Consider the following 11619-nt stretch of genomic DNA (forward strand, 5'->3'; position numbering starts at 1 on the left):
CCCCGGTCTGCCCGTTCCGGCGGCGCGGCGGTGCGGATGGGGCGACGGCTCATGCGTGCGCCCGACATCACAATCGCGGGCCTTGACGAGGCGGCAGGTCACCGCCTGCTTCCCGTGCCTGTCCGTGGCGCGTAGAACCCTCCCCATGGCCGATCCCCGATTCATACATCTGCGCGTCCATACCGAGCATTCGCTGCTCGAAGGCGCGATTCCCGTGAAAAAGCTGCCGGGCCTCGCCGCGAAGGCCGAGATGCCCGCCGTGGCCATCACCGACACCAACAACATGTTCGCCGCGCTGGAGTTTTCCGAAGGGGCGGCGAAATCGGGGGTCCAGCCGATCGTCGGCTGTCAGGTCGACCTATGCTACCTGCCGCCCGAGCCGGGCAAGCGTCCCGAGATGCCCGCGCCCATCGTGCTGCTGGCGCAGACCGAAGCCGGCTACATGAACCTGATGAAGCTGAACTCCTGTCTCTATCTCAAAAGCGACGGGCAGCTTCCGCAGGTCTCGGTGGAAGAGATCGAGGCCCTGTCGGGTGGTCTGATCTGCCTGACCGGCGGCCCGGACGGGCCGGTGGGTCGGCTCTTGCGGCAGGGTCAGCGGCCCAAGGCCGAGGCGCTGATGGCGCGGCTGAAGGCCGCCTTCCCAGACCGGCTCTATGTCGAGCTGCAGCGTCATCCGGGCGAGGACGGTCTGCCCGAGGCCGAGAAGCTTTCCGAGCGCGGCCATGTCGAGATGGCTTATGCGATGGACCTGCCGCTGGTCGCGACCAACGACGTCTATTTCCCCAAGCCTGAGATATACGAGGCGCATGACGCCCTGATCTGCATCGCGCAGGGCGCCTATGTCGACCAGCAGGAGCCGCGCCGCAGGCTCACCGCGCAGCACTACTTCAAGAGCCCGCAGGAGATGGCGACGCTGTTCGCCGACCTGCCCGAGGCGCTCGAGAACACTGTCGAGATCGCGCGCCGGTGCGCCTTCAAGACCTACAAGCGCGCGCCGATCCTGCCCAAGTTCGCCGATGACGAGGTGGTGGAACTGCGCCGTCAGGCGCAGGAGGGGCTGAAGGATCGCCTCGCCGTGATTCCGCATGCCGTCAGCGTCGAGGACTACGAAGCGCGGCTCGAATTCGAGCTCGGGATCATCGAGGGAATGGGCTTTCCCGGCTACTTCCTGATCGTCGCCGACTTCATCAAATGGGCCAAGGACCACGACATCCCGGTGGGGCCGGGTCGGGGCTCGGGCGCGGGCTCTCTCGTGGCCTACGCGCTGACCATCACCGACCTCGACCCGCTGCGTTATTCGCTGCTGTTCGAGCGCTTTCTCAACCTGAGCGGGTCTCGATGCCCGACTTCGACATCGACTTCTGCATGGATCGCCGCGAAGAGGTGATCCGCTACGTGCAGGAGAAATACGGCCGCGAGAAGGTGGGCCAGATCATCACCTTCGGCGCGCTCCTGTCCAAGGCAGCGGTGCGCGACGTGGGCCGGGTGCTGCAGATGCCCTATGGCCAGGTCGACCGGCTGTCGAAGATGATCCCGGTCGAAGGCGTGAAGCCGGTTTCGATCGAGAAGGCACTTGCCGACGAGCCGCGCCTGCGCGAGGAGGCCAAGAACGAGGAGGTGGTGAACCGCCTCCTGACCTACGCCCAGCAGGTCGAGGGACTCTACCGCAACGCCTCGACCCACGCTGCGGGCGTCGTCATCGGCGACCGGCCGCTCGACGCGCTGGTGCCGCTCTACCGCGATCCGCGCTCGGACATGCCCGCCACCCAGTTCAACATGAAATGGGTCGAACAGGCGGGTCTGGTGAAGTTCGATTTCCTCGGCCTCAAGACCCTCACCGTGATCCAGAACGCCATGGACCTGATCCTGAAATCGGGGCGTCCGCTGCACGTGGCCGAGGACGGGAGCGAGCTGTACCAGCCGCCCGAGGGAGCCGAGAACCAGATCAACCTGATCCCGCTCGACGACGAGAAGACCTACAAGCTCTATGCCCGCGCCAAGACGGTCGCAGTGTTCCAAGTGGAATCCTCGGGCATGATGGATGCGCTCAAGCGCATGAAGCCCACCTGCATCGAGGACATCGTGGCGCTGGTGGCGCTCTATCGTCCGGGGCCCATGGAGAACATCCCGGTCTATTGCGAGGTCAAGAATGGGCTGCGCGAGATCACCTCGATCCATCCATCGATCGACGACATCCTCGCCGAGACGCAGGGCATCATCGTCTATCAGGAACAGGTGATGCAGATCGCGCAGGTCATGGCGGGCTACAGCCTTGGCGGTGCCGACCTCTTGCGCCGCGCCATGGGCAAGAAGATCGCCGAGGAGATGGCCAAGGAACGCCCCAAATTCGTCGACGGCGCGATGAAGAACGGGGTCGACAAGAAGAAGGCGATGGAGGTCTTCGACCTTCTGGAGAAGTTCGCCAATTACGGCTTCAACAAGAGCCACGCCGCCGCCTATGCCGTGGTCAGTTACCAGACGGCGTGGCTCAAGGCGAACCATCCGGTGGAGTTCATGGCCGGTGTCATGAACTGCGATATCCATCTCACCGACAAGCTCGCGATCTACTTCCAAGAGGTCCGCAAGGGCCTGTCGCTCGAATGGACGCCTCCTTGCGTCAACCGCAGCCAAGCAACCTTCGATGTGATGGACGGCAAGCTGGTCTACGCGCTGGGCGCGCTCAAGAATGTCGGTGTCGAAGCGATGCGGTTGATCGTCGAAGGCAGAGGCGAAAAGCAATTCGCCACGCTCTACGACCTCGCAAGACGCGTCGATCTCAAGAAAGTGGGCAAACGGCCCTTGGAGATGCTGGCCCGCGCCGGGGCCTTCGACGCGCTCGATCGCAACCGGCGACGCGTGTTCTCGGGACTCGACGCGCTGGTCGCCTATTCGGCCGCGATTCACGAACAGAAGGCCTCCGCGCAGGTCTCGCTCTTTGGCGAGGCGGGCGAGGACCTGCCCGAGCCGCGCATGCCGCAGGTCACCGACTGGCTTCCGGCCGAGCGACTGGCCGAGGAGTTCAAGGCGGTCGGTTTCTACCTCTCGGGCCATCCGCTCGACGATTATCTCGCGCCGCTCAAGCGCAAGGGCGTGATGACGCTCGACGAGGTGCTGGAGCAGGCGGCCGCGCGCGGCGCCTTCGTGGGCAAGATGGCCGGGACCGTCGCCGGGCGGCAGGAGCGCAAGTCGGCGCGGGGCAACCGCTTTGCCTTCGTGCAGATGTCCGACCCGACAGGGCAGTTCGAGGTGACGATGTTCTCCGACACGCTGGAAGTGGCGCGCGAGCATCTGGAGACTGGCAGCCAAATCGTGGTGCAGGTCGAGGCAACGATGGAGAGCGATCAGCTCAAGCTGCTCGGCCGCTCGGTCGCGCCGATCGAAGGCGTGGTGGCGGATGCGGGCGGCTCGGGCCTGCGCGTGTTCCTCGATGCGCCGGATGCGATCACCCTCCTGGCGGGCGTGCTCGAACGGGCAGGGCGCGAGGTGCCGAAAGGCCAGCGCATCGCGCGGGGGCCGATCAGCATCTGCCTGATGGGCGCGGGGCTGCCCGGCGAGGTCGAGATCGACTGCGGCGCCGACTGGCCGGTGACGCCACAGATCAAAGGGGCGCTGCGCTCGCTGCCGGGCGTGGTCGAAGTCGAGGAGGTCTGAGCGCCGCGCCGCCTGCGCGATGGACGCGAGGGGGGCGCGTGCTAGAACCGTGCAAGGCCCCAACAGGAGACCGCCATGCGCCCCGCCCATGCCCTTTGCACCCTGATCGCCCTCGCGGCCTGCGAGGCCGGTTCCGGCGGTGGCGGCAGCGCCAGCTTTTCCGGCCCTATGCCCGACAGCCGCGAGATCGCGCCGGGCGCGTCCTTGCCTTTCGGCAAAATCGCTACGGTCTGCGGCCTGTCGAAAACGGCGCTGGGCACGCCGGTCGCCACGCAATCGGGCTTTACCCTCTATGACACCGCCGCCGCCTCGACGGGGCAGCGCACGCAATACCTCACCGGCTTCGACGATGGCTGCGCACGGCAGTTCACCGCCGCGCTCGCTCTGTTCGGTGATATCGGCACGCATGAAACACTGGCCTATGGCTCGGGCATGCTGCACGACACGGTAGGCGCTGCCTATGAGGAGGTGAAGGGCCAGATCTGCGGCGTGCCCGAAGGCCAGCCCTGCGGCAGCGCCGCGCCGAAGCTGGCGCGCAATACCACCTTCCTCACCGCCTATGCCGCCTTCGGAGCAAGCGGGCGTCATGCCGACATGCTGCTGCATGACGGGCGCGCGCTGGCGCTCGGGGTCGAGAGCTGAGCCCTACTAGTAGTGCGGCGGGCGCTGATCGGTCAGCGTGACGCTGCCTTCGGCGTCGGCCTCGGCGCGCTCGGTCAGGCGCATCACCTGACGGGTCAGCACCGCGATCTCGCGCTCCTGCCGCGCCACGACGTCGGACAGGTCGTCGACGGTGCGGATCAGGTGGCTCAGCTTTTCTTCGATGTCGATCTGTGTGCTCATGCCTTCTAAACACATCAGCGCGGCCCGGGTTTCAAGCCCGGAGGTTGCCCCCGCGGGCGCTGCAGGCTAAGCCCCCGCGCGACTCCGCTCCTCGAAAGGACGATCCATGGCCAAGGACAAGATCCGCCGCCCCCGCGCCGAGACGCCGAAGGGGTTCCGCGACTATTTCGGCGCCGAGGTCACCGCGCGCGCCGCGATGCTGCGCCGGATCGCCGACGTCTATCACGCCTATGGCTTCGACGCGCTGGAGACCAGCGGTGTCGAGACGGTCGAGGCGCTGGGCAAGTTCCTGCCCGACGTGGACCGTCCCAACGAGGGCGTGTTTGCTTGGCAGGAGGATGTCGAAGGATCGAAGCCCGGCGATTGGCTGGCGCTGCGCTATGACCTGACCGCGCCGCTGGCGCGAGTCTATGCCCAGCACCGCAACGACCTGCCCACGCCCTATCGCCGCTATGCGATGGGTCCGGTTTGGCGCAACGAGAAGCCCGGCCCGGGTCGGTTTCGGCAATTCTATCAGTGCGATGCCGACACGGTGGGCGCGCCCTCGGTGGCCGCCGACGCCGAGATTTGCGCCATGCTCGCGGACACGCTGGAAGCGGTGGGCATCGCGCGCGGCGACTACATCGTGCGCGTGAACAACCGCAAGGTCCTCAACGGCGTGATGGAGGTGGCGGGCGTGCTCGACCCGTTCGATCCGGAGAAGTTCGCGGCCGAGCGTGGCATCGTGCTGCGCGCCATCGACAAGCTTGATCGGCTGGGCACGGACGGCGTGCGGATGCTGCTGGGCGAAGGCCGCAAGGACGAGTCGGGCGATTTCACCAAGGGCGCGGGGCTGGGACCCGAGCAGGCCAAGGTGGTCATGGGATTCATGGAGGCAAGGCGCGACACGGCGGAGGCGACGTTGGCGCGGCTGCGCGAACTGGTCGGCCCCTCGGCCATGGGCAGCGAGGGCGTGGACGAGTTGGAGACCATCGCCGGGCTGCTCGATTCACAGGGCATGGGACCCGATCGCGTCGTCATCGACCCCTCGGTGGTGCGGGGCTTGGGCTACTACACCGGCCCGGTCTTTGAGGCCGAGCTGACTTTCGAGATCCTCGACGAGAAGGGCCGTGCGCGGCAGTTCGGCTCGGTCGCGGGTGGCGGGCGCTACGACGATCTGGTCAAGCGCTTTACCGGGCAGGCCGTGCCCGCCACCGGCGTCTCGATCGGCGTCGACCGACTGCTCGCCGCGCTGGCCGCCAAGGGGCGGGGCGAGGCCGAGGCGCAGGGGCCGGTGGTCGTCACCGTGATGGATCGCGACCGCATGGCCGATTACCAGGCGATGGCCTCCGAACTGCGCGCGGCAGGCATCCGCGCCGAGGTCTATCTCGGCAACCCCAAGAACTTTGGCAACCAGATGAAATACGCCGACCGGCGCGGCAGCCCGGTGGCGGTGATCGAGGGGGCCGACGAGAAGGATCGCGGCGTGGTGCAGATCAAGGACCTGATCCTCGGCGCGCAGATCGCCAAGGACGCGACCCTCGAGGAGTGGAAGGATCGCCCCTCCCAGATCGAGGTGCCGCGCCATGAGTTGGTCGAGCGGGTTCGCGCGATGCTCGAAAGCCAATCCTCATGATGCCCGGTCCCATGGGCCCGGAGGTGCGCACCGAGGCGGCGCGGCTCTCGGCGATTTTCGAGGGCCTCGGCGCGCAGCCGGTCGACACTTCGATCCTGCAGCCCGCCGACGTGCTGCTCGATCTTTATGGCGAGGACATCCGCGCCCGCGCCTATGTCACCGCCGATCCGCTACGCGGCGAGATGATGCTGCGCCCGGACTTCACGGTGCCGGTGGTGCGCGCGCATATGGATGAGGGGGGCGATCCCGCCCGCTACTGCTACGCGGGCGAGGTATTCCGGCGGCAAGAGACCGATCCGGACCGACCGATCGAGTTCCTGCAAGCTGGCTTCGAGATCTTCGGCGGCGATCCGGCACAGGCCGATGCCGAGGTCTTCGCCACCATCGCGGATGCGCTGGAGGGTCTCGATCTGTGGCCCTCGACCGGGGATATCGGCATCCTGATGGCGGCCGTTCGGGGGCTCAGGACTTCGGAGGCGCGCAAGGGGGCACTTTTGCGCCATGTCTGGCGGCCGCGCCGATTCCGTGCGTTGCTCGACCGCTATGGCGCGCGCACGCCGCTGCCCGCGCAGCGCAAGGCGCTTATGGCCGCCGACGATCCGTTCGAGGGCGTGGGGCCGGTGTTGGGCCTTCGCACGCGGATTGAGATCGAGACGCGCATCGCCACCCTGCGCGATGAGGCCCGGACGCCGCCCATTTCCGAGGAGGAGATGGAGCTGATCGACATGATCCTCGATCTGCGCGAGACCGCGCCCAACGTGCTGTCGAGCCTGCGCGATATCGCCGTCGACATGCCCGCCATCGGCGATGCCGTCACCGGGCTCACCCGTCGTCTCGACGCGATGTCGGCGCGCGGCGTCGATGTACAGTCTCTGCCCTTCGAAGGCAGCTTCGGGCGCACCACGCTCGAATATTACGACGGCTTCGTCTTCGGGTTCCAGTCGCCCACCCGCGCCGACCTGCCGCCCGTGGCGACCGGCGGGCGCTACGATGCGCTGACCCGGCAGCTCGGGCAGGGGCGCGCGGTGCCGGCCGTGGGCGGGGTGATCCGCCCCGAGCTCGTGGTCCAGATCAGGGAGGGCCGGGCATGACGATCCGTCTCGGCGTGCCGTCCAAGGGGCGGCTCATGGAAAAGACCTTCGACTGGTTCGGCGCACGCGGACTGGTGCTTCGCAAGAACGGCAACGACCGCGAATATGCGGGCGTGGTCGAGGGGATCGACGGCGTCGAACTGGCCCTGCTCTCCGCCGGAGAAATCCCGCGCGAATTGGCGGCGGGACGCCTGCATCTGGGCGTCACCGGCTCGGATCTCGTGCGCGAGAAGGTCGCGGGCTGGGATTTGCGGCTGCGCGAGCTGGCGCATATGGGTTTCGGCGGGGCGGATCTGGTGATCGCCGTGCCGCAATCCTGGGTCGATGTGGACACGCTCGACGATCTCGACGCCGTGGCCGCCGCGTTCCGCCGAAACCATGGCTTCCGGCTGCGCATCGCCACCAAGTATCACCGCCTGACGCGCGAGTTCCTGCGCGAGCAGGGCGTTGCCGACTACCAGCTCGTCGACAGTCAGGGTGCGACCGAGGGCGTTGTCAGGAACGAGACCGCTGAGGCGATCTCGGACATCACCTCCACCGGCGAGACGTTGCGCGCCAACGGGCTCAAGATCCTTTCCGACGGGATGATCCATTCGAGCCAAGCGACGCTGTTCCGGTCGAGCAACGCCGACTGGTCGGACCGGCACCGCGTCACGCTCGATGCGCTCGAGGACAAGCTCGGGCTCTAGAGCACCCCGATCTCGGCGAGCGCGGCCTGCAGCGCGGGCGGCAGCGGCTCCTCGGCTTCGCGCCCTGGCGCGAGGTCGCGCGGCGCATCCTCGGGCTTGAGATAACGCCAACCTTGAAACGCCCGCTTGGGCGTTGCCGCGACGCGCTTGAGATCCGGCTCGCAGACGATGGCGCAGCGGCGGATGCCGTCGCCGCGATCCACCTCGTCGAAGCGGATCACCCGCTGACGGCACAGGATCACGCCCTTGATCACCCAGTAGATCGATCCCTCGTCCAGTACCTCATCGGTGCGCTTGGGCCACATGCGGGTGACATGGCGCGGCAGCCCGTCCGGACCTTGTCCGCGCTGGTCGGCCTGCCACGCGGCGAGATCGGAGACGTCGTCGGTTCCGACCGAGAGCTTGATGAGGTGCAAGGGCATGGATCAGGACTTAGGAGGCGATGCGGGGGCCCGCAAGTCGCGATTTCGTGTTGTGGCAAAACCGCAATTTCTTGTGGATAAGGTTGTGTCAAACACAATCTGTAGCTTGAGACGTGCTATGATACTCTATATCCAAGGTCACCGTCGGGACCTGAGTCCCCCATGAATTTCCAATACGTTTCAAAGCCGAAGGACCGCCCTCATGACCCGTTTTTCCGCGCCGATCGCCGAGCAGATCTGGGACATGAAGTATCGCTTCAAGGAAAGCGACGGCACGCCGATCGATGCATCGGTCGAAGATAGCTGGCGCCGCATCGCCCGCGCGCTGGCAGCTCCCGAGAAGGACCCGGCGCATTGGGAAGAAAAGTTCTATGGCGCACTCGAGAATTTCCGCTACCTGCCCGCTGGCCGGATCACCGCCGGGGCGGGGACCGCGCGCGCGGTGACGCTGTTCAACTGCTTCGTGATGGGCACCGTGCCTGATTCGATGTCGGGCATCTTCGACATGCTCAAGGAAGCCGCGCTGACGATGCAGCAGGGCGGCGGCATCGGCTACGACTTCTCGACCATCCGGCCGCGCGGCGCCGAGGTGAAGGGCGTGGCCGCCGACGCGTCGGGCCCCTTGTCCTTCATGGATGTCTGGGACGCGATGTGCCGCACCATCATGTCGGCAGGGAGCCGCCGCGGCGCGATGATGGCGACGATGCGCTGCGACCACCCCGACGTCGAGGCCTTCATCACCGCGAAATCCGACCCGGCCCGGCTGCGCATGTTCAACATGTCGGTGCTCGTCACCGATCCGTTCATGGAGCCGTGAAGGCCGACGGCCCTTGGGACCTCGTCTTCAAGGACAAGGTCTACAAGACCGTGCAGGCGCGTGATCTGTGGAACGCGATCATGAAGTCGACCTACGAGCAGGCTGAGCCGGGTGTGATCTTCATCGACCGCATCAACCAGATGAACAATCTCGGCTATTGCGAAAACATCTCGGCCACCAATCCCTGCGGCGAGCAGCCGTTGCCGCCCTATGGCGCCTGCCTGTTGGGGTCGATCAACCTCGCCAAGCTGGTGAAGAACGAATTCGAGGCGGGTGCCAAGCTCGACGAGGCCGAACTCGAGGATCTCGTGGCTCTCGCGGTGCGGATGATGGACAATGTCGTCGATGCCTCGAACTTCCCGCTGCCCGCGCAGGCCGAGGAGGCCCGCAACAAGCGCCGCATCGGCCTCGGCGTCACAGGCCTTGCCGACGCGCTCCTGATGGTGGGGCTGCGCTACGGATCGGACGAGGCGGCGGCGCAGACCGAGGCCTGGATGAAGCGCATCGCGCGCGCCTCCTATCTCGCCTCCGTCGCTCTCGCGAAGGAGAAGGGCGCGTTCCCGCTCTTCGACGCCAAGAAGTACCTCGCCACCGGCAACATGATGCAGATGGACAAGGATGTGCGCGACGCGATCGCCAAGCACGGCATCCGCAACGCGCTGCTGACCTCGATCGCGCCGACCGGCACCATCTCGCTCTACGCGGGCAACGTGTCGTCGGGGATCGAGCCGGTGTTTGCCTATGCCTACACTCGCAAGGTGCTCCAGAAGGATGGCTCGCGCACCGAGGAGGAGGTCGTCGACTACGCCGTGCAGGCCTGGCGCGAGAAGTTCGGGGACGCAGAATTGCCCGACTACTTCGTCAACGCCCAGACGCTGGCCCCGATGGACCATGTGAAGATGCAGGCGGCGGCGCAGAAGTGGATCGACAGCTCGATCTCCAAGACGATCAACTGCCCCGAAGACATTTCATTCGAGGCGTTCAAGGACGTCTACATGGAAGCCTACGAGACGGGCTGCAAAGGCTGCACCACCTATCGCCCCAACGACATCACCGGCTCGGTGCTGTCGGTCTCCGAGCCGGCCAAGGCACTCGAGGCCAAGGACGCGCCCAAGGAATCGACCGGCGGCGAGGTGATCTACATGTCAGAGCCGCTCGACCGTCCCGCCGAACTCGAGGGCGCGACCTACAAGCTGAAATGGCCCGACAGCGAGCACGCGATCTATATCACCGTCAACGACCTCGTCGTCGGCGGCCACCGACGGCCCTTCGAGGTGTTCATCAACTCCAAGAACATGGAGCATTTCGCCTGGACCGTGGCGCTGACCCGGATGGTCTCGGCGGTGTTCCGGCGTGGCGGCGACGTGTCCTTCGTGGTCGAGGAGTTGAAGGCCGTGTTCGACCCGCGCGGCGGTGCCTGGATCAAGGGCAAGTACGTGCCCTCGATCCTCGCGGCGATCGGCGGCGTGATCGAGAAGCACATGATCTCCACTGGCTTCTTGGCGGGCGAGGGGCAGGGCCTCAAAGAGGATCCGCAACAGCAGGTCGTCAATCTCGACGCCCCCCGCGGGAAGGCCTGCCCCTCCTGCGGCAGCTTCGAGCTGCGCATGGTTGAAGGCTGCATGACTTGCGGGAGCTGCGGTCATTCGAAGTGCGGCTGATGTCAAGTTCGACATTTGCCAGAAAAGCATATGAGTGCGAATTGAAGGCATAAGCCTGCGAGTTGCACGTCAAGCTCTTTCTACGATGACCCTGGCAGCCATGCCGGGGTCATTCTCGTTTCGGCCACCGACAGACGAAGTGGAGTTCGAGGGTCGACCACATGAAGAGGTTCTTGTGCTCCACGCCGCCGTTGGAAAACCGCCATTCCTGCAGGCCGAAAGCGGGCGACAGCAGCTTCTGCCAGGACCATCCTGTTTCCAGCGACAAGTGGCGCAGCGGAGCGAAGACCGATTGGAAGTCTCGAAGATCGCTTTCGGTGATATACGATTGAACCGTCCTGCGCTTTGGGTTGGCAATCTTGGTGGCGCGAATGTGCCCGGAGGCAACGAGTTGCGTCACCTGTGTCGGCTTGAGCCCCACTGACTTAGCGAACACCTCGAGCGTAAGGCCGGGGGCCTGATCGTTATGCAACTTGCTCTGCAGTTCGTCTCGGTCCACGAGAACCGAGGCGTAGCCTGAGCCTTGCGAGTAGCGGCCTACTCGATGGAGCGCACCTTTTTTGATCAGCTCGACGATCTCAGAGGGACGAGCTATGGCTGAAAATGGGTGATGCGGTCTGAGAAGGCGGCGTATCGTGGCGGGTGCTGAAGCCTGCCAGAACCTCCCGAAGGAGCGATACGCCATGAAGAACGATACTGACATCATCCCGCTTCGTCAGCCCCATTCGCTGGACGATCCCTTGACCGAGATTGCCCGCGAGGGGGCGCGTCGGATGCTGGCTGCGGCCTTACGAGCGGAGGCGGATGTGTTGGCTGTCACCGAGAAC

General features: G+C 65.8%; 7 protein-coding genes and 3 pseudogenes. 7 read left to right on the forward strand and 3 right to left on the reverse strand.

Annotation, left to right across the window (positions count from 1 at the left end):
• Positions 1 to 145: 145 nt before the first annotated feature.
• Together dnaE and MBELCI_RS14220 are read left to right on the forward strand one after the other, a co-directional pair.
• Positions 146 to 3654, forward strand: a pseudogene (gene dnaE, locus MBELCI_RS14215) (DNA polymerase III subunit alpha).
• A gap of 75 nt (positions 3655 to 3729) precedes the next feature.
• Positions 3730 to 4296, forward strand: a complete 567-nt coding sequence (locus MBELCI_RS14220; RefSeq protein ID WP_021694948.1) for a hypothetical protein — start codon at positions 3730 to 3732, stop codon at positions 4294 to 4296.
• Positions 4297 to 4302: 6 nt separating this feature from the next.
• On the opposite strand, the gene MBELCI_RS14225 is transcribed toward MBELCI_RS14220, so the two are convergent.
• On the reverse strand, positions 4303 to 4497 hold the full coding sequence (locus tag MBELCI_RS14225) for a SlyX family protein (protein ID WP_021694949.1): 195 nt from the start codon (positions 4495 to 4497) through the stop codon (positions 4303 to 4305).
• A gap of 106 nt (positions 4498 to 4603) precedes the next feature.
• On the opposite strand from MBELCI_RS14225, the gene hisS reads away from it, so the two are divergent.
• From hisS to hisG, 3 genes are read left to right on the forward strand one after another with little or no spacing between them, the layout of a single operon-like run.
• Positions 4604 to 6112: a histidine--tRNA ligase gene (gene hisS / locus MBELCI_RS14230; protein WP_021694950.1), complete on the forward strand. Its 1509-nt coding sequence runs from the start codon at positions 4604 to 4606 to the stop codon at positions 6110 to 6112.
• A gap of 11 nt (positions 6113 to 6123) precedes the next feature.
• Positions 6124 to 7203, forward strand: coding sequence for an ATP phosphoribosyltransferase regulatory subunit (locus MBELCI_RS14235; RefSeq protein ID WP_021694951.1), 1080 nt, complete (start codon positions 6124 to 6126; stop codon positions 7201 to 7203).
• The gene (hisG, locus tag MBELCI_RS14240) at positions 7200 to 7892 is read left to right on the forward strand and encodes an ATP phosphoribosyltransferase (RefSeq protein ID WP_021694952.1); all 693 of its coding nucleotides are present in this window, start codon (positions 7200 to 7202) and stop codon (positions 7890 to 7892) included. The genes MBELCI_RS14235 and hisG overlap by 4 nt, the downstream gene beginning before the upstream one ends.
• Here hisG and MBELCI_RS14245 read toward each other — a convergent pair.
• Positions 7889 to 8314 carry a DUF1489 family protein gene (locus tag MBELCI_RS14245; protein WP_021694953.1) on the reverse strand — a complete coding sequence of 142 codons (426 nt, stop codon included), beginning with the start codon at positions 8312 to 8314 and terminating at the stop codon, positions 7889 to 7891. The genes hisG and MBELCI_RS14245 overlap by 4 nt on opposite strands.
• Before the next feature lie 202 nt (positions 8315 to 8516).
• On the opposite strand from MBELCI_RS14245, the pseudogene MBELCI_RS14250 reads away from it, so the two are divergent.
• Positions 8517 to 10792, forward strand: a pseudogene (locus MBELCI_RS14250) (adenosylcobalamin-dependent ribonucleoside-diphosphate reductase).
• 109 nt (positions 10793 to 10901) lie between these two features.
• Here the strand turns inward: MBELCI_RS14250 and MBELCI_RS14255 are convergent.
• Positions 10902 to 11477, reverse strand: a complete 576-nt coding sequence (locus tag MBELCI_RS14255) for a hypothetical protein (RefSeq protein ID WP_131505560.1) — start codon at positions 11475 to 11477, stop codon at positions 10902 to 10904.
• On the opposite strand from MBELCI_RS14255, the pseudogene MBELCI_RS22975 reads away from it, so the two are divergent.
• Positions 11476 to 11619, forward strand: a pseudogene (locus MBELCI_RS22975) (IS256 family transposase); the annotation flags it as partial. The gene MBELCI_RS14255 and the pseudogene MBELCI_RS22975 overlap by 2 nt on opposite strands.

Origin of the sequence: Limimaricola cinnabarinus LL-001 (assembly GCF_000466965.1) — a bacterium.
GTDB classification, from domain to species: Bacteria; Pseudomonadota; Alphaproteobacteria; order Rhodobacterales; family Rhodobacteraceae; genus Limimaricola; species Limimaricola cinnabarinus.

What these genes read in the sequence shown, in the direction of transcription:
- MBELCI_RS14220 (WP_021694948.1), top strand. Translation starts at nt 3,730, where the DNA reads ATGCGCCCCGCCCATGCCCTTTGCACCCTGATCGCCCTCGCGGCCTGC.
- MBELCI_RS14225 (WP_021694949.1), bottom strand. Translation starts at nt 4,497, where the DNA reads ATGAGCACACAGATCGACATCGAAGAAAAGCTGAGCCACCTGATCCGC.
- hisS (WP_021694950.1), top strand. Translation starts at nt 4,604, where the DNA reads ATGGCCAAGGACAAGATCCGCCGCCCCCGCGCCGAGACGCCGAAGGGG.
- MBELCI_RS14235 (WP_021694951.1), top strand. Translation starts at nt 6,124, where the DNA reads ATGGGCCCGGAGGTGCGCACCGAGGCGGCGCGGCTCTCGGCGATTTTC.
- hisG (WP_021694952.1), top strand. Translation starts at nt 7,200, where the DNA reads ATGACGATCCGTCTCGGCGTGCCGTCCAAGGGGCGGCTCATGGAAAAG.
- MBELCI_RS14245 (WP_021694953.1), bottom strand. Translation starts at nt 8,314, where the DNA reads ATGCCCTTGCACCTCATCAAGCTCTCGGTCGGAACCGACGACGTCTCC.
- MBELCI_RS14255 (WP_131505560.1), bottom strand. Translation starts at nt 11,477, where the DNA reads ATGGCGTATCGCTCCTTCGGGAGGTTCTGGCAGGCTTCAGCACCCGCC.